The sequence below is a fragment of the Hymenobacter siberiensis genome, from assembly GCF_018967865.2.
GTDB lineage: Bacteria > Bacteroidota > Bacteroidia > Cytophagales > Hymenobacteraceae > Hymenobacter > Hymenobacter siberiensis.
Genome location: NZ_JAHLZY020000001.1, coordinates 2,639,287 through 2,665,385, shown reverse-complemented (window position 1 = coordinate 2,665,385; position 26,099 = coordinate 2,639,287). Strand labels below are relative to the sequence as shown.

Genomic DNA, 26,099 nt, shown 5'->3' with positions numbered 1-26,099 from the left:
ACGAGCAGAGCGAGTATCGGTGGCCGCGCCGTTCAACGATTTTACTCGCTCTGCTCGTGCACAAGCTGAAGCTTATGCTACTTTTTTCTCTTCATCGGCACTTCATTGGGATTTTGGCCGGACGTTTGTTAAACGAAACACGTATCAGGCTTTCCAAGCCCCGCACAAGCGCTTCTTGACCTCCCTATTTATAATGAAAAAATCAATCCCCTTCCTGCTCCTCGCGGTTTCGCTGGCCCTGCCCGCCGCTGCCCAGCAGGACCCCAAAGCCGGTAAAATTCTCGACCAGATGAGTGCCAAATATCAGGCGCTTAAAGCCTTCCAGGCTACCTTTACCCAGACGCTGGAAAACCCCAGCGCCAAAGTGAAGCAGAACATCAACGGCGACATCGTGGTGAGCGGTCAGAAATTCCGCCTCAAAATCAGCGGCCAGGAAGTCATCAACGATGGCAAAACTACCTGGACCTATCTGAAGAACGAAAACGAGGTGAACATCTCCGATTCGGACCCGGATTCGCAGGATATGTCGCCCTCGCAGATTTATACGATGTATAAAAAGGGCTACAAGTACACCTACGTGCAGCAGGTGACCGAAGGCGGTGAGCCGCTCGATGTGATTGAGCTGGCCCCCGAAAACCGCCAGAATGACGTGTTTAAAGTGCGTTTAAAGGTGCGCAAGAAGGATGCTTCGGTGAAAAGCTGGCAGATGTTTAAGAAAAACGGCAACCAGTACACGTTCCTCATCAGAAACTTCAAGCCCAATCCGCCCACTGATGCCGGTACGTTTGCCTTCGACAAGGCCAAGTACAAAGGCGTGAAGGTGGTAGACCTGCGCTAGTTTTTAGGAATAGCATAATTTATGAAACGGCCCGCTTCGAAAGAGGCGGGCCGTTTATCGTGTGTTAGAAAGTTTCGCCTGTTAATGACGCTAGTTTGAGCAATGCTCCCTCATGGCCTAGTTCAGCAGCCTTCCGGTACCAGAAAACAGCATCAGGCAATAACTGTGGTTGGCCATGCCCATTTTCAGCCATTATGCCGAGGTTGTAAATAGCGTTTGGGTGGCCTAGCTCGCTGGCCTGCTCAAAGTAAGCGCGTGCAAGAACAAAATTGGGTGGTGAAACAAGTTTGAAATAGCAATAGCCAAGCCCGGTTAAAGCCTTGGTTTCACCCTGTTCAACAGCCCTTTCAAACCACTGCACGGCCAACCGGGTATTTTGTTTGGTCCCTTTTCCTTGTTGGTAACAGGATGCGATGTCATACATCGCGGTAGCGAACCCGCGTTTCGCAGACTTTAAATACCAATATTTCGCTTTGCACAGGTTGCGCTCAATGCCTTCCCCGGTGCTCAGCATGTCCCCAACCGAGTGCATGGCCTCTGCCTCACCAAGCTTCGCAGCTGCCATGAAGTAGGAAAATGCTTTCATTCGGTTAGCTGCAACCGAAAATCCGTTGTCGTAGGCAACGCCCAAGTTGAATAAGGCTTTGCGATTGCTTGCTTCCGCCGCAACATGGAGCAACTGGAGCGCCCGTTCGCGGTTCTGAGGAGTGCCCCAACCATCCCAGTTGAGCATTCCCAGCCAATACATTGCGGTGCTATCACCTTCCCTTGCGGGTATTTCAAGCAGCGCTGCTACTTCGTTGATAAACCGAGCGGATGCATAACGCCCAAAATTCGCCCGATTGATAAGCTGTATCAGGCGTTTGGTGAGAGGATGGTTCTGGGTTGTGGGCAATAGTGTGCTGGCTGTTGAGTCTGACAGGTAAACAGAGTAAGTTTACAGGCCCAAGCGCAAGTTATGAAAGAAGATTTCCTCCATTACGTCTGGCAGAACCAGTATTTTGATAAGGCCGACCTGCGCACGGCCGAAGGCGAAGAAATTCAGGTGCTGAAACCCGGCCACCGCAATGCCGACGCCGGCCCTGATTTCCTGAACGCCCGCCTGCGCCTCGGCGAAGTGGAGTGGAACGGGGCCGTGGAAATTCACCTCCGCGCCTCCGACTGGGCCCGCCACCAGCACCAGACCGACCCCAAATACGACCAGGTGATTCTGCACGTAGTGGGCCAGCACGATGCCGACGTGGCCCGTACCAACGGCAGCCTGATTCCCGCGCTGGCCCTGCAAAGCCGCCTCGCCCCCGAGCTGCTGGCCCGCTACCAGGCCCTGGTGGATGCGCCCGCCGCCGCGCCCTTGCCCTGCGCCCCGTTGCTGAATCTGGTGCCCGAAATAACCCGCACGATGATGGCCGAGCGCGCCCTGCTTGAACGCGTGGAGCGCAAGGCCGACGACGTGATGGCGCTGCACCAGCACCTCGGGCAGGACTGGGAAGCCACCGCCTACCACGCGCTGATGGCCGCCTTCGGCTTTCAAAAAAACAGCGAGCCGCTGGCCCGCCTCGCCAAAGCCCTGCCGCTAAGCGTGCTGCGCCGCCACCGCCACGACCAGCGCCAGCTCGAAGCCCTGTTATTCGGACAGGCTGGATTTCTGGTTGAAAATGAGGAGACTACTACCGATGAATACATCCGGGACCTGAGGCAGGAATACGAGTTTCTGCGGCATAAATACAGCCTGGCCGACGCCGCGCTGGCCGTGCACGAATGGAACTACTTGCGCCTGCGACCGGCCAACTTTCCGCCCGTGCGGCTGGGCCAGCTGGCGGGCTTGCTCCACGCCCGCCCGGCCTTGTTCGATGCCTTGCTCACGGCCCATAGCGTGGCCGCGCTGGCGGAGTTTTTTCAGGCTCCCGCGCCGGCATACTGGCGAGCGCACTTCCGGCCCGGCCGGCCGGGCAAGGTGCCGGGCCTGGGCAAAAGTAGCATCGACTTGCTCATTACCAATGTAGTAGTTCCGCTGCGCGTGGCCTATGCCCGGTATGTAGGCCAGCCCGCGCTGGTCGAAAGCAGCGTGGCCCTGCTGTCGGAGCTGCCGGCCGAGCACAACCAGTACACCGATGTGTACGAGGCCCTGGGCTTCGCGCACCGCACGGCCGCCGACTCGCAGGGACTGCTGGCGCTGCACAAGAATTATTGCGCGCCGCGCCGCTGCCTGCACTGCTCCATTGGTAGCCGGCTGGTGCAACAACCCCGCGTAGCACGGTGAAAGTAGCGCTGGCCATTTTGCTTAATGCGGCCCTGCTGGCCGGGCTATTGCCGTGGCTGCTGCGGCAGTGGCGCGAGGCCCCGGCGGGCTGGTGGCGGGCCGCCCTGGTGGTGGGTCTGGGCGTGCGCGTGGCCGTGGGCCTGGCGCGGAACTGGCATTTGCAGCTCGATGCTGAGTTCATGAGCGACCTGAGCAAGCCCATCACGGCGCAGCTATGGGAGCATCCGGGCCAGGCGTGGCAAACGCTCACGCAGGCCGTTACGCTCATTCATATTGCGACTCCTATTCGTATTAATGATTACACAGCCGTCTATCAAGGGCTTTCCAATACCTGGTTTTTTATTAAAATACTGGCGTTTTTGAACCTGGCGTCGGGCGGAATTGGCTGGCTGAATGGCTTGTATCTGAGCTTGTTTGCCTTCGTAAGCAGCTGGCAGCTGGTGCGGGTGCTGGCCCGGGTATTCCCGAATACTCCGGCCGGGGCGGGTGCGGTGGCCTTTTTGTTGTGGCCGTCGGTGTGGTTCTGGGCTACGGGCCTGAGCAAGGAATCCTTGCTGGTAGGCAGCGGGGCGTGGCTAACGGCCCTTGTGCTGGAGCGGTTGTACGGAAATCCCGAAGCCCGAACGTCCTCCACCTGGTGGGGCCGGGCCGGCTGGTGGCTGGCAGTTGGAGTACTGGCATTTGTCCACTTCAAAATGCGCTACTTTTTTGCCGCGCCGCTGCTGGCCGTGCTGGTGGGCATTGCGCTGGTGCGAGGGCTGCAGCTGCACGGGCTGGCGCGGCCCCGCTGGGCACAGGCTGTGGCGCTGCTGGCGGTGCTGAGCTCCGGCCTGTGGCTGGCTCAGCAGATGAGCGTGGCCTTTAGCGTGAATAAATTCACCAACCAAGTGGTGCGCGTGTACACCTCCTTCCTGCCCAACCTGGTGGGACGGCCCCATTTCGAGTACTCAGACTTGCGCCCCACGCTGGAAAGCGTGCTGAGCTATGCCCCGCAGGCGGTAGCCAATACCCTGACGCGCCCTTACCTGGGTGAAACCCGCGAACCACGGCTGGCCGCCGCTGGCGCCGAAAACCTACTCCTGCTGGTTCTGTTGGTAGCTGCGGCCGTGAGCGCGGTGCGGGGTCGGGCGGGCCGTTTGCCGTTTGTATTGGGGCTGGGGCTGGTGATTTTCTGCCTGGTGCTGGCCGCTCTGATGGGGCTGACTACGCCCAACCTGGGCTCGCTGCATCGCTACCGCAGCGACCTGATGCCGTATCTGGTGCTGCTGCTGCTGCAAAACGACTACGCGGCAGCGGCCCTGCGCCGGCTGGGTTTTCGGGATATATAACCGTTGGTTCAGCCTTGGCATCCTGCCGGAATTACCCCTGCGGCGCGTGCCGTACCTTTGCACGGCCGGGCCTGGCAGCGGCGCAATTTGCGGCCGGCGGGCCGGGCCACTTTCATCCGAATTCCCTCCATGGAAAATCCCGTTATCATTCTTGGTGCCCAAACCGTGGGCACCGCCGCCCTCGACGCCTTTCTCTCCAACGACGTGGTCGTGTATTGCATGCTCGACGACGATAAGAAGCTGCAAGGCACAGAGCTGCTCGACGTGCCCGTAATGGGCAACACCGACGACGGCGAGCTGCTGAAGCTGCTGGGTAAAAAGTGCGAAGTTTTTGTGGCCACCGAAGACACCGCAAGCCGCCGCAGCCTCACCCAAATGCTGCGCACCGAGTACGAAGCCGTGCCCGTAAATGCCATTCACGAGCGGGCCAGTGTTTCGAACCACGCCACGCTGGGCCACGGCAACTACATTGGCCCCAACGCCGTGGTAGCCGCCACTGCCACCCTCGGCGATGGCTGCCTGGTGGGGGCCAACGCCGTAGTAGAGGCCCGCGCCACCGTGGGCGACTACGCCCAGCTGGGCAGCGGTGCCCTGCTCGGGGCCGATGTGAAAGTGGGCGAACAAGCCTTCATCGGGGCCGGTGCGGTAGTGGTAGCTGGCGTAAAAATCGGCGACAAGGCCCGTGTTGGCGCTGGCTCCGTTGTAGTGGCCGACGTGGCCAACGGCCAAACGGTATTCGGCAACCCGGCGGTGAAAGTCTAAAGGAGTTATGAGTTCAGAGTTAGGATTTTTCGCTCGTTCCCTGGCGTTTCTCCTGGCCACAACTCTGAACTCATAACTTTTAACTCATAACTCAAAATGTATCAGGCTCTTCTTTATTACTGCTACACCCCGCTCGACAACCCCGAGCAGTTCCGCGACGAGCACCACCGCTTGTGCTTGGCGCTGGATTTGCGCGGGCGCATCATCGTGGCAGCCGAGGGGCTGAACGGCACGGTATCGGGCACGTACGAAAGCTGCGCGGCCTACATGACGGCCGTGAAAGCCGACCCGCGCTTTACCGCGCTGGAGTTTAAGATTGACGAGGTGGAAGCCCACACCTTCCAGAAGCTGCACGTGCGGGTGAAGTCCGAAATCGTGCACAGCAGCCTGCACCACGTGCGGCCCCACGAGAAAACCGGCCAGCACCTTTCGCCCGCAGAATTCAAGGCCCTCAAGGACCGCGACGACGTGGTAGTGGTCGACGTACGCTCAGACTACGAGTACAACCTCGGCCGCTTCAAAAATGCCGTGACGCTGGATATTGAGAATTTCCGCGATTTCCCCGACCGCGTCGAGCGCCTCAAGGAATTCAAGGACAAGAAAATTCTGACGTATTGCACCGGCGGCGTGAAGTGCGAAAAAGCCAGCGCCTACCTCTTGGAGCAGGGTTTTGAGAACGTGTACCAGCTGCATGGCGGCATCATCAAATACGGCATCGAGGCCGGGGGCGAGGATTTCGACGGCCAGTGCTACGTGTTCGACAACCGCGTGGCCGTGGATGTGAACCGCGTGAACCCTACCGTGATTTCGCGCTGCCACCACTGCCAGCAGCCCAGCGCCCGCCTCATCAACTGCGCCAATCCGCACTGCAACGCCCACCTGCCGCTCTGCGAAGCCTGCGGCAATAACCTGCAAGGGGCCTGCTCCGAAGCCTGCGCCCAGCACCCCGACAAGCGCGTATACGATGGTACCGGTACCTACCCCAAGCTCAGTAACCACTATAACCCCGCCCAGGGCCTGGCCTCCTACGCTAAGTGAGGAATTAAAAATTAAGAATTAAAAATGCCCGGCCACAGCCTTGTGCCCCGACAGCTTTGATTGAAGCTGTTTAGAAAGTCCCCGAACGGTCATGCAGCGCGCAGCGAAGCATCTTGCTTGCATCGTCAGGTCCGTTCAACGATGCGAGCAAGATGCTTCGCTGCGCGCTGCATGACCGTTTGAGTACCTTTTGTGACTTTCTTAACAACTCCATTGTTAATTTTTAATTCTTCATTTTTAATTCCTTCCTATGATTCCCTCCTCCGAACTCATCCTCAACCCCGACGGGAGCATTTACCACCTCAACCTGCTGCCCGACCACATTTCCGATACCATCCTCACCGTGGGCGACCCGGCGCGGGTGGCCCAGGTGAGCCGGCATTTCGATTCGATAGAGTTTGAAACCACGCACCGCGAGTTCGTGACCCACGTAGGCTACTACCGCGGCAAGCGCCTCACGGTACTCAGCACCGGCATGGGCACCGATAACATCGACATCGTGATGAACGAGCTTGATGCGTTGGTTAACATCGACTTCATGGCCCGCGAGGTGCGCCCCGTGGAGGAGCGGCTGAGCCTGCGCATCATCCGGCTGGGTACCAGCGGCAGCTTGCAGGCCGATGTGCCCATCGGCACGATGCTGGCCACCGAGCACGCCGTGGGCCTCGACAGCCTCATGCAGTTTTACCCGCTGATGGAAACCGGCCTTGAAACCGAAATAGCCACCGAGCTGCAGCGCTCACTGGGCCTGCCGTTTGCGCCCTATGTAGTGCGCGGCTCCGACTTGCTCCGCGAGCAGCTGGGGGCCGGCATGACGATGGGCAACACGCTCACCTGCCCCGGCTTCTACGGTCCGCAGGGCCGCAGCCTGCGCCTGCCCCTGCGCCAGCCCGACTACATCTCCCGCCTGCAGAACTTCCGCCACCAGAGCAGCGAAGGCGAATTCCGCCTCAGCAACTTCGAGATGGAAACGGCCGGCTATTATTCCCTGGGCCGCCTGCTGGGCCACGAAGTATTGTCGTTGAACGCCATTGTGGCCAACCGCGCCACCGGCGAATTCGCCGAAAACGCCGGTGCCGTGGTTGATGCCATGATTGAGCGCACGCTCCAGCACTTGGTAGCACAGTAAGCGCGAAACCAGCCAGAATAAACAAGCACGGTCATGCTTCGGCTACGCTCAGCATGACCGTTTTTCTAGCTCTCTTATAGGCTAATAAAAATCAAACCCAAGTACGGCGCGCAACGGCAGCGAAGCGCCCGATTTCAGCGTGAGATGCTCCGCATCGGCGGCCTAGATGGTGGTGCCCACGCGCTTGGTAGCCCCGTCAGTGGTCTGGAAATAGATGTCGAGCTTGCCGTGGTAGGTATTGCCCAGTGTCACGGGGCGGTCGGCATCGGCGCGGCGGCGCTGACGGTCGGCTTCGGTGGGCAGTACGTCGGCCGGGCCGAAGTTCATATCGGCTATTTCTTCCTTCTCAACAATTTCAACAGTATCAGCGGAATAGGTGAAAGACATGACGGTAAATGAAAAGCGAATGGGTTGAGGAGAGGTACGCAAAATGCCGCCCTTGCTCTATGCAAATGATAAACTACCCGCCGGTGTCTGATGGTTAGATGAAATCTCTAAGTTAGCTGCGCCAGAAATTCCATGGTGTCCACGCGGTCGGCATACTCCTCTACGCCCGGAGCCTGGGCCTTGCCAAACGGCACGCTGCCTGCAAACCGCCCGCTGGCCGATACCACGCACTGCGTCTGGGTTGCCACGTCGGTGAGCTGGTCCACCAGGTCGATTTCGCTGGCATACTCGGTGTAATGCACCACCGAAATGGGCGATACCAGCGCCGCGCTGCGCGTGAGCAGCAGGAAACCCGTGTCGTAGTGCGGCACGGCATTCACCAGCAGAATGCTCTTGTTGTAGTCGTAGTTGTTGTTGTATTTATGATGATGCAGAATGGTCTCAAAGCCATGCAGCGCATCGAGCAGGGGCACAAAGTCGTAGCTTTCGGGCACGAACAGCTTGCTCACATTGCGGCAGCCCAGGCCGTAGTACTGGAAAATATCGGGTCCCAGCAGGGCCAGCTCCGCGCTGGTTTCCTGGCCCGTGAGCACGGCCACGCTAGTCCGGTTGCGGCGAATGAGGTGCGGCCGCTGGCCAAAATAAAATTCAAAGTAGCGGGCCGTATTATCCGAGCCGGTGGCGATGAAGGCATCGGCTGCGTTCAGGCGCGGCAGCACTTTCATAAAGTCCGCAAAGCGGGGCTCGATGTTCACCAGCTCTTCCATCAGCCAGGTCATCAGAGTCGTGTCGTCGGCGCTGAGCTTGGCCAGCAGCACATGGCCGCTGAGCAGCACGCACAGCAGGTCGTGGAAGCCCACCATGGGAATATTACCGGCCATCACCACGCCCACCTGGCGCACGGTGGTGGGCTCGGTGGGGTAGCGGGCGGCCCAGTGGCGCAGCGGCGCTTCGGCCAGCAGGTGCGCAATGCCGGCTACGGCAGCCGTCACGTTGGACCGGTCGAACCAGGCGTTCTGGTTGCGGGCGCGGGCCGCCAGTGCGGTCAGTTCGTCAGAATTGAGGGAGGTGAGGCGCTGGCCGAGGGCCACAAAAGCCGCTAAGCGTTCGGAATGATTCATAAGAAAAGAGGAGGGCGCAGGCCACAAATGGACGCGCGCGGAAGATTACCCGGCAAAATTGGCTGAAACTGTGCAAACCCCGTCGTTGTTGGTTAATTTTGCAGGCTCAAAGAACGGCGCGGGGCGGGCGTTTTACGTAAAGCCCCCTCGTTCTGCTTTGGTTTCCTCACTTCACCTCCCGAACCCCGACGCCCCATGGCCATCATGATAACCGACGAGTGCATCAATTGTGGTGCCTGCGAGCCGGAATGCCCCAACAACGCTATTTACGAAGGCGGCGCGCAGTGGCGCTGGGCCGATGGCACCTCGCTGAAGGAAGTGGCCGCCCCCGATGGCACCGTAGTAGGGGGCACCGCCCCGCAAATCCCGGTTTCAGACGAGTACTACTATATCGTATCGGATAAATGCACCGAGTGCGTGGGCTTCCACGAGGAGCCGCAGTGCGCCGCCGTGTGCCCCGTCGATTGCTGCGTGGACGACCCCGACTACCGCGAAACCCGCGAGCGCCTGCTCGAAAAGAAAGAGTGGCTGCACATCGCTGCCTAGCCAAAAGGCGGGTAGCTATTGCTCAAAAAGGAAGGCCGGCTCCTACTCATGAACCGGCCTTCCTTTTTGAGCTCCTGGCTCAGGTGCCGCAGTTAAAGTATTTATCGTAAGCCGATTCGGGAATCAGGTTCAACCGGCTCATGAGCTTAATGGGGCCGCGCAGCAGCTTCAGCAACGCGTAATTATTGGGGTAGTCGTGAAAGGTTTTCACCGGAGCGGCCACAATGGCCTCGAACTCGGCCCGCGTTAGGCCCAAGCGCTTGATGCAGAGCGAAATAATCGATTCGTCTTCGATGGAATTGACGCTGGAAATGCGGTGTAGTGCCACCTCGCGGCTCATCTGACCCGAACGCACCAGTGCCGAATAATTGAACAGCCGCCGGTCGATATTGAACTTGATGCGGTTGAGGTAGTAAATCAGGCTTTGGTAAAGGTCGTCGGAATAATGCGCGCCGGGGCTTTTCCAGGCCAGCTCGCGCACCAGTATTTCGTCAACTTCAGTGCGCACATAGTCAAGGTGATACAATAGCGTTATGGTCTTGATGCGCCGCACGAAGGCATAGTAAAACATCTCTTTGACGCCCAGATTAAAGCCCGGGTCGGCGGGCTGCCAGCGCCGCAGCGGCACCGTGCCAAACTGCTTGTGCACGGCCCGCAGGTAGCGGCCATCCAGAAAATTCCAGCTGAGCGGGGCAATGCCCTCGGTCCGGAATGACTGACCGATAATCAGGTGCTGAATGCCTTCTTTGGCCGCCACCCCATACAGGGCCGTGGCAATACCCAGGTCGGTACCTTCCTCCATATCGGGCACCGAAGCCTTCAAAAAGGCGATTTTCAGGTCTTTCGACTCGCGCCAGTCCGATGTGATGGTGCGCAGCTCCACGCCCAGGCGCTGGCAGGTGCGTGCCATATTTTCGCCGGCCACGGGGTTGCCAAAGCCGTCGTTGAAATGCACTGCCAGCGGGCGCAGCTTGAGTTGGGTGACGCAGTACCAGAGGGTATAGGTGCTGTCGCGGCCGCCGCTCAGGCCCACCACGCAGTCGTAGCGGCGGTTACGGCCGGCCCGGCGCATTTCATTGGCCTGCTGCCGCACCGTTTCGCGGCCGATTTTGCCGAGCGGAAAGGCCGTTTCCATCCGGTCGTGGACGTCACAGAAGGAGCAGGTGCCCTCCGAGTCAAACGTGATTCCCGGCGCGGTAGTGTCCATTACGCACCGGATACACTGCTGATAATCAGCCGGTGAATTTGTTGCAGTCTGGGAAGTTGGAGAGCGTAATTGAGTTAGCAATGGCGGTGGAGATAAAGGGGCTGCATAAAGAAATTGGGGTGGGCAGCAAGGGCAGATTGTGGGGCACTAGAGGTGGTTGGTAGTTAAATGGAAGGGAAGGATTACGAAAGGAAATAATACGTTTACGGCAGCTGGTCGAAGCGGTAGCCTTTGCGCTGAAGCATCAGGCCGATATCGGTGCCGCGCTCCGGGCGATGCGGCCGGGCGAGGTCGGCCACAACCAGCTGGCCGGCAAACTCATTGAAGGCCCCCTGCGCCCGCACGCCGTGGGCATCAACGGCCAGCGAGCAGCCCACACTTTTCTTGCCCTCATAGGGCCCGCCCACGATGTAGCCGACGGAGGTAACGCTCACTACCACTACGTTGTAGAGCTGAGCAAGGATTGAAAAAGGCTTTACCCATTTTTCCTGGTAGGGGTCGTTCTCCTCGGTGATGGAGTAGTCCACCGTCCACGATGCCGGTGCAATAATGAATTCGGCTCCCATGCGCGCCAGGGTGTGGCCAATGGGCAACCCGTCGAGGTAGTTATCGGCGCAGATATTTACCCCGATTTTACCCAGTGGTGTATCCACTACATTCAGCGTCTGGCCCACGGCGTAGTAGGGCTGCTCGATGTCCAAGAGGTTTATCTTGTGGTATTTGACGATGATATTGCCCTGCGGGTCGATGAGGATTGCCGCGTTGAAGTTGCGGCCATCGGCCGCGCGCTCGGTGAGGCCGGCGCACACGTAAATCTGGTGGCGGGCCGCCGCCTCGCACAGCATGTCGCTGTACAGGCCGGGAATGGGCTGGGCCTCGTAGAGGGCGCTGGGGTGCGTCCAGGCAAAATCCAGGGTTTCCGGCAACAACACCAGCTCGCACTGCTGGGCGGCTGCCTGGGCAATCTGCTCCACGGCCCGGGCGAGGTTGCGTGCAGGCTCGCCGCCTTCTACCAGCAATTGCCCCAGGCCAATGCGCAGCGTGCCAATCGGGGCCTGCACTTCGGGCAATACAGGAGCCGGAGGTGCAGGTTTGCGAAAAGAAAAGAGCGAAGCCATGAATTATTACGGAGAAGCAGACCGAATCATTCGGAAGGTACAAACAGCGGATTAAACTTTAAGCCCCGAATACTGTCTACGGCGTTCCAAAAAGCAGATATTCAATAGGTTTGAATACTGGTATTTTTTAACAATAATAATATTATAAATAATGTATATTATTGAAATACAGAATGAATAAGATAACGCGTAATAGCCTTTGGCAAGGCTTCATGGAGGATAGCAGTAGCGATATCAGTCGGTTGCCAGCCCTGAAATTTATGTAGATTAGGTGAAGTCGTTCGGACCTCCGACCACATCGTGCGGTGATTGGGGCCGAACGACCTGTTTTGCCGCAGTTCTAATGCCTATTTTTGTTGCTTCTGCTACTCGCACAAATCCCCATGTCGCTCGCCACCACCTACTCGCCCACCGACGTTGAAGCCAAATGGTACCAACGCTGGCAGGAGCAGGGCTTTTTCAAAGCCAAACCCAACCCTAAAAAGCAGCCCTACACCGTTGTTATCCCGCCGCCAAACGTGACGGGCGTGCTCCACATGGGTCACATGCTCAACAATACGATTCAGGACGTGCTGGTGCGCCGCGCCCGCATGCAGGGCAAGGAAGCTTGCTGGGTGCCCGGCACCGACCACGCCAGCATCGCTACCGAGGCTAAGGTAGTGGCCTTGCTCAAGGAGCAGGGCATCAGCAAAACCGACCTTACCCGCGAGGAATTCCTGGCCCACGCATTCCAATGGAAGGACAAGTACGGCGGCATTATTCTGGAGCAGCTCAAGCAGCTTGGCGCCTCCTGCGACTGGGACCGTACGCGCTTCACCATGGAGCCGGATTTGACGGACGCCGTGCTCCGTGTATTCGTCGACCTTTATAATAAAGGCCTGATTTACCGCGGCGTGCGCATGGTGAACTGGGACCCCGAAGGACGCACCGCCATCTCCGACGAAGAGGTGATTGCCAAGGACGTGCAGGCCAAAATGTATTACCTGAAATATTATTTAGCTGATAGCTTTCAGCCGTTAGCTGTTAGCTCCTCTTCGGACGAAGCTAACAGCCAACAGCTAGCAGCTAACAGCTATATTCTGGTGGCCACCTCGCGCCCCGAAACGATTATGGCCGACGTGGCCGTGGCCGTGAATCCGAACGACCCGCGCTTCAGCCACCTGGCCGGTGCTAAGCTGCGCATTCCGCTGCTGGGCCGCGAAATCCCGGTAATTTTCGATGAGTACGTTTCCATCGACTTCGGTACCGGTGCGCTAAAAGTGACGCCTGCTCACGACCTGAACGACTACGAGCTGGGCGTGAAGCATAACCTGCCGGTCATCGATATTCTGGCCGATAACGGCACGCTGAACGAGAAGGCCATTCTCTACGTGGGGCAGGACCGGTTCGCCGTGCGTAGGCAGATTGCCAAGGATTTGCAGGAAGCTGGCCTGCTCGAGAAAATCGAAGAATACGCCAGCATCGTGCAAACCTCGGAGCGCACCAAGGCTGTGATTGAGCCCAAGCTCAGCCTGCAGTGGTTCATGAAAATGGAGCACATGGCCAAGCCCGCGCTCGACGCCGTGGAAAACGATACCGTGCGCCTGCATCCGCCCAAGTTCAAGAACATGTACCGGGCCTGGATGGAGAACGTGCGCGACTGGTGCATCTCGCGCCAGCTCTGGTGGGGCCAGCAGATTCCGGCCTACTACCTACCCGATGGCACCTTCGTAGTCGCCCTCACCGCCGAGGATGCCTTGCAGCAGGCCATTGCCCAGACCGGCAGGGCCGACCTGCAGCTGAGCGACCTGCGCCAGGACGAGGACGTGCTCGATACCTGGTTCTCGTCGTGGCTATGGCCCATTTCAGTGTTTGACGGCTTCAAAGACCCCGACAACGCCGATATCAACTATTTCTACCCGACCAATGACCTGGTTACGGGGCCGGACATCCTGTTTTTCTGGGTGGCCCGCATGATTATGGCCGGCATCGAATACCGCCAGGAAGTGCCGTTTAAAAACGTGTACCTCACCGGCATCGTGCGCGACGCGCAGGGCCGCAAGATGAGCAAGCAGCTCGGCAACTCGCCCGACCCGCTCGACCTCATCGCCCAGTACGGGGCCGACGGCGTACGCACCGGCATGCTGTTCTCGGCCCCGGCCGGCAACGACCTGCTCTACGACGTGAAGCTGGTGGAACAGGGCCGTAACTTCAGCAACAAGCTCTGGAACGCCTTCCGCCTCGTGAAAGGATGGGAAGCCGATGCCTCGCTGCCCTTCGTGAATGAGAAGGCCGTGACCTGGTTCAACGCCCGGCTGCAGGCCGCCATTGTCGAGATGGACGACCATTTCGAGAAGTTCCGGATGTCGGATGCGCTCATGACCATTTATAAGCTGGTGTGGGACGATTTCTGCGCCCTGTACCTGGAAATGGTGAAGCCCGCCTACCAGCATCCCATCGACGCCGAAAGCCTGCGCCACACCACGGCCTACCTCGAAACGCTGCTCAAACTGCTGCACCCCTTCATGCCCTTCATCACCGAAGAGCTGTGGCACGAGTTGGCCGAGCGCGGCCCCCGCGACTACGTAACCGTGGCCCCCTGGCCCCGCGCCACTGCCCCCGCTAACGGCGCCGAAACCCTGACCAGCATGGATAAGGCCCTGGCCATCGTGGCCGGCATCCGGGCCGTGCGCAACCAGAAGAATCTCGGCCCCAACAAGCCCCTCACGCTGGTCGCCAAAACCGACGACCCGCAACTGGTGACCGATTACGACGGCATCATTCGCAAGCTGGGCAGCATCATGGAAGTGAGCTTCGCCGATGCCGGCCCCGCCGCCTCGGTGAGCTTTGTGCTCGGTACCGGCGAGTTCTTCATCCCGCTCGAAGGCCATATTGACCTAGCCGCCGAGCGCACCCGCCTCGAAAAAGAGCTGGAATACGCCCAGGGCTTCCGCGACTCGGTGCAGAAAAAGCTCGGCAACGAGAAGTTCGCCCAGAATGCCAAGCCCGAAGTGCTGGAAAAGGAGCGCCAGAAACTGGCCGATGCCGAAGCCAAAATCGCCGCGCTGGAGCAGGCATTGAAAGGACTATAATGTCAAATTCGATTTGATGCAAAAAAGCCCGCTTTCTGATTTAGGAGGCGGGCTTTTTTTACTTAGCTAAGGGCACCTTACTGCGGGATGCCGCCCGTCTGCTTTTTCTGCAGCGGAGCGAGTTGGTTCTGGAGCTGAAACGTGACTTTTTCGCAGTCGGCAAAGCGCTTTTCAGCTAGTTGCAGGGCTTTTTCGCTGGCTGAAAGCTGCTGGTATAAATAACCGATGAGGCCCAGCGCCAGTACCAGCGCCCCGAGGAAAACAAGGTTTTTCATCAAAATAAAGGGGTAAAACAGAACGTCATGCTGAGCGCAGCCGAAGCATCTCGCATGTAGTAGTAAATCCTGTCGATTGAATTACTATTGCACGCGAGATGCTTCGGCTGCGCTCAGCATGACGTTCTATATAATTCAGAAATGCGCTAAATCGCCGTGTTCGGGTCGAACTGCTCCAGGTAATCGGCCACCTTGCGCACAAACATGCCGCCGAGTGAACCGTCCACCACGCGGTGGTCGTAGCTGTGGCTCAGGAACATGAAGTGGCGGATACCGATGAGGTCGCCCTGCGGCGTCTCAATCACGGCCGGCTTCTTCTTGATGGCGCCCACTGCCATAATGGCCACCTGCGGCTGCATGATGATGGGCGTGCCCATCACGTTGCCAAACGAGCCCACGTTGCTGAGCGTGTAAGTGCCGCCTTCGAGGTCGGCGGGCGTCAGCTTGTTGATGCGGGCACGAGCGGCCAGGTCGTTCAGCTTTTTGCTCAGGCCATTAAGGTTGAGCTGGTCGGCGTTGTGAATAACCGGTACAATCAGGTTGCCACTGGGCAGGGCCACGGCTACGCCAATGTTGATGTCGCGCTTCTTGATGATGTAGTCGCCATCAATCGACACGTTAATCAGCGGGAAATCCTGGATGGCGCGGGCCACAGCTTGGATAAAGATAGGCGTGAACGTCAGGTTTTCGCCCTCGCGCTTCTTGTAGGCGTCCTTGTGCTTGTTGCGCCAGTTCACAACATTGGTCACGTCGGCCTCCACGAAGCTGGTGACGTGGGGCGAAATGCGCACCGAATCCACCATGCGCTGCGCAATCATCTTGCGCATACGGTCCATTTCAATCAGCTCCTGGCCACCGCTCACGCTGGGCACCGGCTTAACGCTGGCCGAGGGTGCCGAAGCAACCGGGGCCGGCGCTGGGGTTGCCGGGGCTACTTGCGGCTGCGGAGCTACGGCCGGAGCCTGCACCGAAGTATTAGCAGCGGCCGTTCCGGTCAGCGAAGGCTTGCCGGCGGCCACGTAATCGAGAATATCCTTCTTAGTCACGCGGTTCTCTTTGCCGGTGCCGGGCAGATACTCCAGGTCCGTCATGCTCACGCCTTCTTCGCGGGCAATGCTCAGGACCAACGGCGAAAGGAAGCGGCCGGGCTGGTGTTCGGCGCTGGCGGCAGTCTGGGCAGCCTGCGGGTCGTGCGGCTCGGGCAGATATGGCACGGCGCTGCCGTTGCTTGAAGGAGCAGGAGCAGCCTGCGGAGCGGCCGGGGCACTGACTGGGGCAGCGGCACCAGCAGCGGCGGCATCGGTTTCCATCACGGCGATGGGCGCGCCTACGGCCACAACCTGGCCTTCCTGCACCAGAATCTCCGTCAGCACACCGGCGTAGATGGCGGGTACTTCGGTATCAACCTTGTCGGTGGCTACTTCCAGCACTGATTCGTCCTGCTCAATGGAGTCGCCAACTTGTTTGAGCCACTTCAGGACGGTGCCTTCCATGATGCTTTCGCCCATCTTGGGCATCGTCATTTCCACTCGTGCCATAGGTAAGGAGGGATATTTTGGGGTAAGTGAGGGTGGGGTGGGATTTTCGTGCCGCAAAGGTAGCCAGAAAGCCGAACGCCCCCGCTGCACGGGCGCGTTAAGGGTGTCGGATAATGGCTTTTAACGCTGCTAACACCTTCGGAACAAACCCGAAACGACCATCAACTGTATCACCTGACCATGAATTTAAAGGTGTAATACCCAACTGCCCCGCCCGGTTTTGTCCCAATATGCTCGAACCGGCACCGCAGCAACACCTGCCGGCAAAGCGCTTCCTGCCTGGCCGAAACCGTGCTGCTGACCGGGAGCACCGATTCAATTACGCCCTCGCTATCAATCACAATCTTAAAGCGCACCTCCCCCGAATTATCATCCACTGCGTCCGCAACCGGCCGGGTTATAAACCGCCAGCCCGTCGTGTCGAGCGCTATACCAGTCCTTGCCGGCCTTAGATGAAACGATTGTGCCGAGCCAAGTTCCGGCTTCGGGGATGCTTGCGCGAGTGCGCTTCCGAAAGGAAAAACGGCCAGAAAGTTTAATAGAAAAATGACACGCATTAAAGTGGCGCAAGTGAGAGGGAAGTCTTCTGGACTGTTCCGAACCAAAGCAGGGTAAGTAGCAGCAGCCAGCAGCCCGCCGGTAAAACGCATCAGGGTAGAAAGCAAAAGTGGCCACAATTCTCATTCAGGACTCGTGGCCACCGTAGCGGGTTGCATGGGCGGGGCTTATTCCACCGTGATTTCCGGCAGCCCTTCTTCCGTCAAATCCCCGCCCGTTTCCGCCGCGTTTTTCTCAAACTTCGAGAAGCAGATGCTGCGGTTCGACGCAAAGCGGCTGGTAGGGTCGTTGATGATGACAACGTGTTCGAACGTGCCGAATTCCTTGCCCTCGTACATCAGGGTTTTTTTGATGCCCAAACCCGGTTTGTTCACCACATCCACGTAGATATTGCGGCCCATGCCTTTCGGCCCCGGCTTGGCAAAAAGCACCGTGGTTTCGATGCTGCCGTTGCAGGAATCGGCACAGGAGGTGAGGGCGAGAGAAAGTGCCAGACAGGCTAGTATTTGCCGATAGGAATAAACCATGCGTTAAATCAGGATTGAAAAGGGTCGTAAACGGTCAGCTTTGAAATTGAAATAAAATCGGACACGTTGCGCGTGGCCAGTGTCAAATCAAATTCTATAGCTGTTGCCGCAATCAACGAATCACCCAGCGATATGCGCCGTTGCTGTCGCAAGAGAATCGCCGTTTCGATGATATTGGGTGTGACGGGCAAAAGAGTAACAAGCGCAAACAGCGAATTGAAATAGACTTCATCAGCCGCTTCCAGCTTGTGAAAGCCCAGTGTTTCAACTTTGGAAATAGCCGAAACAAAATTCTGCGTATTCAGCGCCAGCGGGCGTAGAAACTTGTGGGCTTCCATCGCCGAATAAACCAGCAGGTTGCTGTCGAGCAAGTAGGCCATTAGTCGCGGCCCGGCAGTGGGCGGTCGGCCCTGACTTCGCGCTGCCACGTTACCGGGTCGGTGATGCTGACGCCGCTGCCCCCTTTCGCGACGATGCGCAAGTGGTGTTGCCGCTCCTCATCCGACATCGGAGTAACCGGTATTGTCGCACCCATGCCCAGCGCCTGGGCCAGTTGCAGCAAGCGCAGGTATTGCTGCTCATCGTCAAGCTGAATGGTGTATTTCATAGTGGTAAGATAACATACCAGGTCAGGTTGCCGTTCGGGCGGGGCGCAAAAAAAGGCCAGTGAAGAAGCTGGCCCTTTTTTGTTAGTTAAACTGAAAGCTTAAATCGTCGAGAAATCGAACGAATCCAGGAAGGCCGTCGTGAAATTACCGGCTTTAAAGTTCTCGTTATCCATCAGCGCCAGGTGAAAGGGGATGGTCGTTTTCACGCCTTCCACCACAAACTCGCTCAGGGCGCGCTTCATTTTTACGATGCACTCCTCCCGGGTCTGCGCTACGGTAATGAGCTTGGCAATCATCGAATCGTAGTTGGGCGGGATGGTGTAGCCCGCATACACGTGCGTATCGACGCGCACGCCGTGGCCGCCGGGAATGTGCAGGGTCGTGATTTTGCCGGGAGCCGGGCGGAAATTGTTGCGCGGGTCCTCGGCGTTGATGCGGCACTCCATGGCGTGCATCTTGGGATAGTAGTTCTTACCCGAAATCGGGATGCCCGCCGCTACTTTGATTTGCTCCTTGATGAGGTCGTAGTTGATGATTTCCTCCGTCACCGGGTGTTCCACCTGAATGCGGGTGTTCATCTCCATGAAGTAGAAATCCCGGTTGGCATCCACCAGAAACTCAATCGTGCCCACGCCCTCGTAGCCAATGGCCGCCGCGCCGGTAATGGCTGCCTTGCCCATTTTCTCACGCAGCGCATCCGTCATAAACGGCGAAGGAGCTTCCTCCACCAGTTTCTGGTGGCGGCGCTGGATGCTGCAGTCTCGCTCCGAAAGGTGCGCTACGTGCCCGAACTGGTCGCCCACAATCTGCACCTCAATGTGGCGGGGCTGTACCACGTACTTCTCGAGATACATGCCATCGTTGCCGAATGCCGCCTTCGATTCCGTACGCGCATCGTCCCAGGCTTTCTGGAATTCGTCGTCGCCATGAATGATGCGCATGCCGCGCCCACCGCCGCCGGCCGTGGCCTTGATGATAACGGGGTACTTGATTTTGTTCGCCAGCTTCTTGCCCTGCTCCACCGATTCGAGCAGGCCCACCGAGCCCGGTACCACCGGCACGCCGGCCTTAATCATGGTCGCTTTGGCCGTGGCCTTGTCGCCCATCTGGTTAATCATCTCGGGCGAGGCCCCGATGAACTTGATGCCATTCTCGGCGCAGATGCGCGAGAATTCCGCATTCTCCGACAGAAAGCCATAGCCGGGGTGAATGGCGTCGGCGTTGGTGATTTCGGCTGCCGCAATCAGGTTGGGCATGCTCAGGTAGGAGAGGGCCGAGGCGGGCGGGCCGATACACACGGCTTCATCGGCAAACTTTACGTGCAGGCTTTCCTTATCGGCAGTCGAGTACACGGCCACCGTTTTGATGCCCATTTCCTTGCAGGTACGGATAATGCGCAGGGCAATTTCGCCCCGGTTAGCGATGAGTATTTTCTTGAACATGGGGGTGGGATGAGGTAAAAGTTCAGTAGGGGCGGGGCCTGTCCCCGCCCGCCGTTTGCGCCGCCACAACGGCATGGTGCAACAGCGGGCGGGGGCAAGCCCCGCCCCTACGAAAGTGCCAGTTAACTACTCAATCAGGAACAGCGGCTGGTCGTATTCTACGGGCGTGGCATTGTCCACCAGCGCCTTCACGATGCGGCCGCTTTCCTCGGCTTCAATCTCATTAAACAGCTTCATCGCCTCAATGATGCAGATAACCTGGCCCTTCTCCACCATATCGCCCACTTGCACGAATGCCGGCGAATCGGGGCCGTTGCTGCGGTAGAACGTGCCAATCATGGGAGCCTTCAACGGCTTGTAGTTGCCGGCGGGCGCTTCGGTAGCAGCTGCCGAGGCGGGAGCGGCGGCCGGAGCGGCTGCCGGGGCCGGGGCATGGGCCATCGGGGCGGCAATGGTCGTCATGTGCTTGGTATTGGGGTCGCGCTGCACCGAGATTTTAAATTCTTCGGTTTCGATGTTGACCTTGTTCAAACCCGATTTAGCGATAAAATCGAGCAGTTCCTGTAGTTCTTTGGCTTTCATGGCAGCGTCCTTTTCCTTTTTGGGCGAATTTGACATATGGATAGCTATTGGCCGTGCGTTGCTGGCCAACAGCCAGCAACGCACGGCTTGAGGTTACTTCACGCGCTCAACGTAGCTGTAGTCGCTGGTCTTGATGCGGATTTTGGTGTCCACATCAACAAACAGCGGCACCTGGATGCGGGCACCGGTTTCTACCGTGGCGGGCTTCAGGGTGTTGGTGGCGGTGTCGCCACGCAGGCCGGGCTCGGTGTACGTCACCACCAGGTCAACGGTAGTGGGCAGCTCGGCCGTGAGGGGCTGCTCGGTTTCGGCGTGCATGAGGATGGTTACCTCCTGGCCTTCCTTCATGATGTCGGCGAAAGGCACCAGCGCCTCTTGCAATACTATCTGCTCGAAGGTGCTGTTATCCATGAAGTTGTAACCGTAGTCGTCCTTGTACAGAAACTGGTGCGGGCGCTGCTCCACGCGGGCGGTTTCCACTTTCACCCCAGCGTTGAAGGTGTTGTCGATGGTGCGACCGGTTTTGATGTTGCGCATCTTGGTGCGCACAAAGGCGGGGCCTTTGCCGGGCTTCACGTGCTGAAACTCGGTGATGACGTGCAGCTCGTTGTTGTAATTGAGCACGAGCCCGTTGCGGAAGTCGGCGGTTGATGCCATGGTTTTTAAGCTTTTAGCTGATAGTCGTTAGCTATTAGCCTTTTTGTGGGTGTTTTTGAGAGCGGTTGGGTAAAAGCCATTGGCTATTGAACAACCGGAAATCCAAATGAGGGACAAAGCTAACAGCTAATATCCATTAGCTAACAGCTATACACTGGCTACCTTATCGCCATCATACGCCCATTTAATGTAAATGGAGCCCCAGGTGAAGCCGCCGCCGAAGGCTGCAAGAATCAGGTTGTCGCCGCGGCGCAGTTGGCTTTCGTAGTCTGACAGGCACAGCGGAATGGTGGCGTTGGTGGTGTTGCCGTAGCGGTCAATGTTGAGCATTACCTTCTCCGGCCCCACGCCCATGCGGTTGGCCGTGGCGTCGATGATGCGCTTATTGGCCTGGTGGGGTACCAGAAAAGCCACGTCGTCCTTGCTGAGGTGGTTGCGCTCCATTACCTGGGCGGCCACATCGGCCATGCTCTTCACGGCAAATTTGAATACCGTGGCACCCTCCTGGTAGATGTAGTGCTCCTTGGCATCTATCGTAGCGTGCGTTGGGGGGCGGCGGCTGCCGCCGGATTTCTGGTGCAGGTAGGCTTCGCCTGAGCCATCGGTGCGCAGCACCTGGTCGAGAATGCCGAAGCCGTCGGTGCTGGGTTCGAGCAGTACCGCAGCGGCCGCATCGCCAAACAGGATGCAGTTGGCGCGGTCGGTGTAGTCCACGATGGCCGACATCTTATCGGCTCCCACCACAATCACCTTCTTGTGCGTGCCCGCCTGAATGTATTGCGCGCCCGTGGCCAGCGCAAACAGAAAGGTCGAGCAGGCCGCATTCATATCGAAGCTGAAGGCCTTGGTGATACCCACACCGTTGGAGATAATGTTGGCAGTGGCCGGAAACAGCAGGTCGGGCGTGGTGGTAGCGCAAATCAGCAGCTCCACATCGTCGGGGTTGGTGCCGGTTTTCTCCAACAATCGCTGTACTGCCTTGACGCCCATCACGGAAGTACCCTGGTTTTCTCCCTTCAGAATGCGACGCTCGCGGATGCCGGTGCGCGACATAATCCACTCGTCGTTGGTATCCACCAGCTTTTCAAGCTCGGCATTGGTTAGCACATAGTCGGGCACATAAGAACCCACACCAGTGATGGCGGCAGTAATCTTCATACGGGCAAAAGTAGGCGGGGCAAGCGTAAAATAGGAATGCGGGCGGCGGCGCGGCCGGGTACGGCCACCCAACGCTCCGGCAATGAGCGCCCAAGCATCTAAAAAAAATCCGGCCGAAGCCGGAGGTTTTTCACCGCCGGGAGCCGGGGCTAGGACTTAAAAGTAGCCTTTATTTGGTCAACAATCCCGGAGTCGGCCATATTGAAGCCCTGCACCAGCATATTGCCGATGGCCAAAGGTGTGCTCCGCCCATGCCCGATGATGGCATTGTCATTAATACCCAAAATAGGCGAGCCGCCCACGGCCTCGTAGTTGAATTTGTCGAAGAACGGGTCGTGAATGTGCTTTTCCTCCATCATCTCATAGATGGATTCGGCCATTTTCAGCAGGATATTGCCCGTGAAGCCGTCGCATACCACCACGTCGGCCTTCTCGTTGAACATGTCGCGGCCTTCGATATTGCCCACAAAATGAATGTGCGGGTTGGCTTTCAGCAGCTGGTGCGCGGCCTGGGTGATGGGTGTGCCTTTGCCCTCTTCCTCACCCAGATTCACGAGGCCCACCTTGGGCTGCGCAATGCCCAGCACGTACTGCGCATAGAGCGAGCCGAGCTCGCCGAACTGCTCCAGCATTTCGGGCTTGCATTCGGCGTTGGCCCCTACATCGAGCAGAATGCCGAATTGGCCCGTTAGTTTGGGAACGAAGTTGGCGATGGCGGGGCGAATTACGCCGGGCACGGCTTTCACCGTGAGCATGGCCCCAACCAGCATTGCGCCCGTGTTGCCCGCCGAGCAGAAGGCGTCGACTGTGCCCGCGAGAAGCATCTTGTAGCCTACGGCAATACTCGAATCTTGCTTCTGCTGAAAGGCTTTGGCGGGGTGTTCACCCATGTCGATAACCTGCGAAGCAGGAACGAACTCGAGCGCGGTGCCAGCGGGGCCGGCAGCCTGAAGCAGGGGACGCACAGCGTCTTCCTGGCCGATAAGGACAATGGTGGCCCGGCCGGCGAGTTGCTCGGCAGCCAGAAGGGCACCTGCCACGGCGGCTTGGGGGGCGAAATCGCCGCCCATTGCGTCGAGGGCTATTTTCATGAAAGAGGTGTTTGGAGGGAGGTCAGCGGAAAGCAAAAGTACCAAAAATCCGGCCCCGCTGGCTTAAAAAAGGAGCGAAGCCGGACCATGTGGTGCCGCGAAGTAACAACCAAACGCGCTATTCGTCGTCTTCGGCAACGTCGGCTGCGGGGGCAGCGTTGGTTTTCGTGTAGTTTTTGATGGCCAGCTGGCCGTTGTGATACAGGTCGCCGTCTACCACATACGCCTTGTGACGCAGGTGCAGTTCGCCCGTGTTGGGGCAAAGGGTCACAGCCTTAGGGGTCAGCTTGTAGTGGGTACGACGCTTGTCGCGAACGGCGGTGGAGGTGCGGCGCTTAGGATGTGCCATGGTTTAGTTGAAATTAGGGGATTGAAGTTGCGGTTAACGAGTGGGAAGCGACTCGGGGCACTGACGGATTAATTCAGGTTGCGCAGCGCGGCCCAGCGCGGGTCGGCCGGCTCGTCGTCGTCGGGCGCATCATCGGCAGGACGGGTGCTGAAGATGAGCTTGGTCGGCGCGTCGGGGTTTTCGTCGGCCTCGTCCTGGAAGCGCGGGTGCAGCTTCTTCATGGGCAGGGCCAGACCAATGTAGTCGTAGAGATGCTGAGCGAGGGGCAGGGTTTGGGTTTCGGGCGTGATTTGCAGCACGTTGTCGTCCAGCTCTTTGGCCTCGTCGCCGAAGCGCACCAGTAGTTGTTCCTCAATGTCCAGCGGCTGGTCGAATTCATCGAGGCTCCGGTCGCAGGCGAGCTGCACGGTGCCGGTGATGTGGAAGTTCAGCGTCATCAGCCGTTCGGTCTTGATGAGCTCCACGTCGGCGTGCAGATTGCCTTGCTCCACCAGGGGCTGGTCGAATAAGGCGAAGAATTCGGGACCCAGCTCAAATTCAAAGTGGTGCGTTTTCAGCGCCAGTCTGGCTAAGTTGAGGTCGTATTTGCTTTCTTTTTTCACGGTCGGCTGGATAGCAGGGGGCAAAAGTAGTGAAAATCCGGCTTTTTGCCAAAAGTTCGGGCTATTTTCCCCGTCGTTCAGGCAGTTTTGAGGATGAATTCGGGGCTGATGTGCAGGCGTTCGTAGAGTTTTTTGGCCAGGTCCATGGTCACGCGGCGCTTGCCGCTCAGGATTTGGGAGAGGCGGCCGGGCGGCACTTCAAGCAGGGCGGCCAGCTCCTTTTGCTTGAGGTGCTGCTGCTGGCGCTTTAGCTCAATCATGGCCGGCAGGGTGGTGGGCTTGGGGGGAAGGGGGAAACATTCCATCCGAATCTCATATTCCTCAATAGCTTCCGCCAGCGCCCGGGCCTCAGGCTGAATTTCGGGATGGGCATCGATGCCCTGGGCCTCCAAGGCATCATATCGGCGAAAAGCCTCGCGTAATTCCTCGGCGGTATTAATAATCATGGCTTTATGAATTCAACGGTGGCTGCATCAATAGCGTCGTATTGGCGATGCGTGCCGACGAACTTGATGTAAATGGTTCGGGTAGTGAAAGAAATGGAGGCTATCAGGCGGTAGCGGTTGCCTTTGATATTGAAAACGAAACGCTCGTTGCCCACATGGTCGGCAGTGCGAAACGATTGACGCACGGCGGCACCGTTAGCCCATTCAATGGTTCGTACATGATGATACCATCTTCTATAGCCGCTTCGGCATCGGGATGCGCAAGTACAAAAGCACGCAGCACGGCGCGGCTAATAATTACCGTGAACGAATTGAAACCAGAAACGCGGCTGTTGCCAGCCGCGTTTCAAAATTAGAAAGAAAATTTCGTTTCCGATAAGAAACTACCTTGCCGAACGGGGCTCCGCATTTTCCCGCCGCTGTTTCCAGATATCGCAGGCCAGGTACACAGCGGCGCGGAAGGACGATTCGTCGGCCTTGTACTGGCCGGCCAGGCCGTAGGCGGTGCCGTGGTCGGGCGAGGTGCGTACCACGTTTAATCCGGCGGTGAAATTCACGCCGCGCTCGAAGGCCATGAGTTTGAAAGGAATCAGGCCCTGGTCGTGATAGAGGGCCAGGGTGGCGTCGAACTGGCGGAACTGCTGGGTGCCGAAGAAGCCATCGGCCGGGAAGGGGCCGAATACGAGGTGGCCATCGTGGGCGAACTGCTGGATGACGGGGGAAACGGTTTCGCCTTCCTCCTTGCCCAGCAGGCCGTTTTCGCCGGCGTGGGGGTTTAGGCCGAGCACGGCAATGCGCGGCTTGAGGATGCCAAAATCATTTTTGAGTGAATTGAGCAGCAGCGTGATTTTGGTGCGTAGCAGCTCGGCGGTGAGCTTAGCGGGCACGTCCTTGAGCGGAATGTGACCGGTGACGGTGGCAATGCGCAGGGCGACATCCTCGTCTACCAGAAACATGAGGCTTTCCGGAGCTTCGAAAAAGCTGGTGAGAAACTCGGTGTGGCCGGGGTAGCGGAAGTTGTCGGCCTGGGTGTTGTCCTTGCTGATGGGGGCCGTCACGATGCCGTCGAGCTTGCCGGCCTTAAGGTCGCGGGCGGCGGCGAGGAGGCTTTCTCGGGCGGCCGCACCGGTGGCGGGGGAGGGCTGGCCGGGCGCGAGGGCGAAATCTTCGTCCCAGCAGGTTACGGCATTAAGACGGCCAGGGGCGATGTCGGCCACGTCGCGCAGCTGGCGAAACTGAAGATGCTCGGAATCGGCGGGGGTGGGGAAGTCGTCGAACAGCGCCGTAGCCGTGCCGTAGATGACGGGCGTGCAGATTTTGAGCAGGCGCTCATCGAGCAGGGTTTTGTAGATGACTTCGGGGCCGATGCCGGCGAGGTCGCCCACGGAAAAGCCGAGGCGGGGAAGGTTGTGGGGCATTGCTATGAGAGGAACGTCATGCAGAGCGCAGCGAAGCATCTCG

The 26,099-nt window shown here is 58.4% G+C and carries 29 protein-coding genes; 8 read left to right on the top strand and 21 right to left on the bottom strand.

The window, feature by feature from the left end; translation table 11 throughout:
• Window positions 1-193: 193 nt before the first annotated feature.
• Window positions 194-838 carry a LolA family protein gene (locus KQ659_RS11885; RefSeq protein ID WP_168674284.1) on the top strand — a complete coding sequence of 215 codons (645 nt, stop codon included), beginning with the start codon at window positions 194-196 and terminating at the stop codon, window positions 836-838.
• A 64-nt stretch (window positions 839-902) separates the two neighbouring features.
• Here KQ659_RS11885 and KQ659_RS11880 read toward each other — a convergent pair whose 3' ends face one another.
• Window positions 903-1,733, bottom strand: a complete 831-nt coding sequence (locus KQ659_RS11880) for a tetratricopeptide repeat protein (protein WP_216688603.1) — start codon at window positions 1,731-1,733, stop codon at window positions 903-905.
• A gap of 63 nt (window positions 1,734-1,796) precedes the next feature.
• On the opposite strand from KQ659_RS11880, the gene KQ659_RS11875 reads away from it, so the two are divergent.
• From KQ659_RS11875 to KQ659_RS11855, 5 genes are all read left to right on the top strand, one after another.
• Complete coding sequence (locus tag KQ659_RS11875; protein ID WP_216688604.1) at window positions 1,797-3,098, top strand: DUF2851 family protein; 1,302 nt, start codon at window positions 1,797-1,799, stop codon at window positions 3,096-3,098.
• The gene (locus KQ659_RS11870) at window positions 3,095-4,426 is read left to right on the top strand and encodes a hypothetical protein (protein WP_216688605.1); all 1,332 of its coding nucleotides are present in this window, start codon (window positions 3,095-3,097) and stop codon (window positions 4,424-4,426) included. The genes KQ659_RS11875 and KQ659_RS11870 overlap by 4 nt, the downstream gene beginning before the upstream one ends.
• A gap of 129 nt (window positions 4,427-4,555) precedes the next feature.
• Window positions 4,556-5,188 (top strand): NeuD/PglB/VioB family sugar acetyltransferase, encoded by a 633-nt coding sequence (locus KQ659_RS11865; RefSeq protein ID WP_216688606.1) that lies wholly within the window; start codon window positions 4,556-4,558, stop codon window positions 5,186-5,188.
• 96 nt (window positions 5,189-5,284) lie between these two features.
• Complete coding sequence (trhO, locus tag KQ659_RS11860; RefSeq protein WP_216688607.1) at window positions 5,285-6,226, top strand: oxygen-dependent tRNA uridine(34) hydroxylase TrhO; 942 nt, start codon at window positions 5,285-5,287, stop codon at window positions 6,224-6,226.
• Between the two features lie 250 nt (window positions 6,227-6,476).
• Window positions 6,477-7,355, top strand: coding sequence for a nucleoside phosphorylase (locus KQ659_RS11855; RefSeq protein ID WP_216688608.1), 879 nt, complete (start codon window positions 6,477-6,479; stop codon window positions 7,353-7,355).
• A 162-nt stretch (window positions 7,356-7,517) separates the two neighbouring features.
• On the opposite strand, the gene KQ659_RS11850 is transcribed toward KQ659_RS11855, so the two are convergent.
• Together KQ659_RS11850 and KQ659_RS11845 are read right to left on the bottom strand one after the other, a co-directional pair.
• On the bottom strand, window positions 7,518-7,742 hold the full coding sequence (locus KQ659_RS11850) for a hypothetical protein (RefSeq protein ID WP_216688609.1): 225 nt from the start codon (window positions 7,740-7,742) through the stop codon (window positions 7,518-7,520).
• Window positions 7,743-7,849: 107 nt separating this feature from the next.
• Window positions 7,850-8,863, bottom strand: coding sequence for an acyl-CoA reductase (locus KQ659_RS11845; protein WP_216688610.1), 1,014 nt, complete (start codon window positions 8,861-8,863; stop codon window positions 7,850-7,852).
• A gap of 195 nt (window positions 8,864-9,058) precedes the next feature.
• Here KQ659_RS11845 and KQ659_RS11840 point away from each other — a divergent pair, with 195 nt between their 5' ends.
• On the top strand, window positions 9,059-9,409 hold the full coding sequence (locus KQ659_RS11840) for a 4Fe-4S dicluster domain-containing protein (RefSeq protein WP_216688611.1): 351 nt from the start codon (window positions 9,059-9,061) through the stop codon (window positions 9,407-9,409).
• A 79-nt stretch (window positions 9,410-9,488) separates the two neighbouring features.
• On the opposite strand, the gene KQ659_RS11835 is transcribed toward KQ659_RS11840, so the two are convergent.
• Window positions 9,489-10,616: an adenine nucleotide alpha hydrolase family protein gene (locus KQ659_RS11835; RefSeq protein ID WP_216688612.1), complete on the bottom strand. Its 1,128-nt coding sequence runs from the start codon at window positions 10,614-10,616 to the stop codon at window positions 9,489-9,491.
• Window positions 10,617-10,819: 203 nt separating this feature from the next.
• Complete coding sequence (locus KQ659_RS11830) at window positions 10,820-11,734, bottom strand: carbon-nitrogen hydrolase family protein (RefSeq protein ID WP_216688613.1); 915 nt, start codon at window positions 11,732-11,734, stop codon at window positions 10,820-10,822.
• A gap of 383 nt (window positions 11,735-12,117) precedes the next feature.
• On the opposite strand from KQ659_RS11830, the gene KQ659_RS11825 reads away from it, so the two are divergent.
• Window positions 12,118-14,805, top strand: coding sequence for a valine--tRNA ligase (locus tag KQ659_RS11825; RefSeq protein WP_216688614.1), 2,688 nt, complete (start codon window positions 12,118-12,120; stop codon window positions 14,803-14,805).
• A 77-nt stretch (window positions 14,806-14,882) separates the two neighbouring features.
• Here the strand turns inward: KQ659_RS11825 and KQ659_RS11820 are convergent, their stop codons facing one another.
• The 16 genes from KQ659_RS11820 to pdxA all read right to left on the bottom strand — a co-directional run bounded on the left by KQ659_RS11820 (window position 14,883) and on the right by pdxA (window position 26,056).
• Complete coding sequence (locus tag KQ659_RS11820; protein WP_168674296.1) at window positions 14,883-15,080, bottom strand: hypothetical protein; 198 nt, start codon at window positions 15,078-15,080, stop codon at window positions 14,883-14,885.
• Window positions 15,081-15,226: 146 nt separating this feature from the next.
• The gene (locus KQ659_RS11815) at window positions 15,227-16,618 is read right to left on the bottom strand and encodes a dihydrolipoamide acetyltransferase family protein (RefSeq protein ID WP_216688615.1); all 1,392 of its coding nucleotides are present in this window, start codon (window positions 16,616-16,618) and stop codon (window positions 15,227-15,229) included.
• Window positions 16,619-16,788: 170 nt separating this feature from the next.
• The gene (locus tag KQ659_RS11810; protein ID WP_216688616.1) at window positions 16,789-17,268 is read right to left on the bottom strand and encodes a hypothetical protein; all 480 of its coding nucleotides are present in this window, start codon (window positions 17,266-17,268) and stop codon (window positions 16,789-16,791) included.
• 75 nt (window positions 17,269-17,343) lie between these two features.
• Window positions 17,344-17,703, bottom strand: a complete 360-nt coding sequence (locus tag KQ659_RS11805) for a hypothetical protein (RefSeq protein WP_216688617.1) — start codon at window positions 17,701-17,703, stop codon at window positions 17,344-17,346.
• An 8-nt stretch (window positions 17,704-17,711) separates the two neighbouring features.
• Window positions 17,712-18,083 (bottom strand): type II toxin-antitoxin system VapC family toxin, encoded by a 372-nt coding sequence (locus KQ659_RS11800; RefSeq protein WP_216688618.1) that lies wholly within the window; start codon window positions 18,081-18,083, stop codon window positions 17,712-17,714.
• On the bottom strand, window positions 18,083-18,310 hold the full coding sequence (locus tag KQ659_RS11795; protein ID WP_216688619.1) for a hypothetical protein: 228 nt from the start codon (window positions 18,308-18,310) through the stop codon (window positions 18,083-18,085). The genes KQ659_RS11800 and KQ659_RS11795 overlap by 1 nt, the downstream gene beginning before the upstream one ends.
• Window positions 18,311-18,409: 99 nt before the next feature.
• On the bottom strand, window positions 18,410-19,753 hold the full coding sequence (gene accC, locus KQ659_RS11790; RefSeq protein ID WP_216688620.1) for an acetyl-CoA carboxylase biotin carboxylase subunit: 1,344 nt from the start codon (window positions 19,751-19,753) through the stop codon (window positions 18,410-18,412).
• A gap of 126 nt (window positions 19,754-19,879) precedes the next feature.
• Window positions 19,880-20,335: an acetyl-CoA carboxylase biotin carboxyl carrier protein gene (accB, locus tag KQ659_RS11785; protein WP_216690677.1), complete on the bottom strand. Its 456-nt coding sequence runs from the start codon at window positions 20,333-20,335 to the stop codon at window positions 19,880-19,882.
• A gap of 93 nt (window positions 20,336-20,428) precedes the next feature.
• Window positions 20,429-20,992, bottom strand: a complete 564-nt coding sequence (gene efp / locus KQ659_RS11780) for an elongation factor P (RefSeq protein WP_216688621.1) — start codon at window positions 20,990-20,992, stop codon at window positions 20,429-20,431.
• A 147-nt stretch (window positions 20,993-21,139) separates the two neighbouring features.
• Entirely contained in the window at window positions 21,140-22,150 is a 1,011-nt protein-coding gene (locus KQ659_RS11775; RefSeq protein ID WP_216688622.1) for a beta-ketoacyl-ACP synthase III, read from the bottom strand.
• Between the two features lie 149 nt (window positions 22,151-22,299).
• Window positions 22,300-23,241 (bottom strand): phosphate acyltransferase PlsX, encoded by a 942-nt coding sequence (gene plsX, locus KQ659_RS11770; protein ID WP_216688623.1) that lies wholly within the window; start codon window positions 23,239-23,241, stop codon window positions 22,300-22,302.
• Window positions 23,242-23,359: 118 nt separating this feature from the next.
• Window positions 23,360-23,590, bottom strand: coding sequence for a 50S ribosomal protein L32 (rpmF, locus tag KQ659_RS11765; protein ID WP_168674306.1), 231 nt, complete (start codon window positions 23,588-23,590; stop codon window positions 23,360-23,362).
• Window positions 23,591-23,658: 68 nt separating this feature from the next.
• Entirely contained in the window at window positions 23,659-24,192 is a 534-nt protein-coding gene (locus tag KQ659_RS11760; protein ID WP_216688624.1) for a YceD family protein, read from the bottom strand.
• A 77-nt stretch (window positions 24,193-24,269) separates the two neighbouring features.
• Window positions 24,270-24,638 carry a helix-turn-helix domain-containing protein gene (locus KQ659_RS11755; protein ID WP_216688625.1) on the bottom strand — a complete coding sequence of 123 codons (369 nt, stop codon included), beginning with the start codon at window positions 24,636-24,638 and terminating at the stop codon, window positions 24,270-24,272.
• Entirely contained in the window at window positions 24,635-24,823 is a 189-nt protein-coding gene (locus KQ659_RS11750) for a type II toxin-antitoxin system HigB family toxin (protein WP_317197780.1), read from the bottom strand. Before KQ659_RS11750 ends, KQ659_RS11755 begins: the two co-directional genes overlap by 4 nt.
• A 198-nt stretch (window positions 24,824-25,021) precedes the next feature.
• On the bottom strand, window positions 25,022-26,056 hold the full coding sequence (pdxA, locus tag KQ659_RS11745; RefSeq protein ID WP_216688626.1) for a 4-hydroxythreonine-4-phosphate dehydrogenase PdxA: 1,035 nt from the start codon (window positions 26,054-26,056) through the stop codon (window positions 25,022-25,024).
• Between the last annotated feature and the right edge of the window lie 43 nt (window positions 26,057-26,099).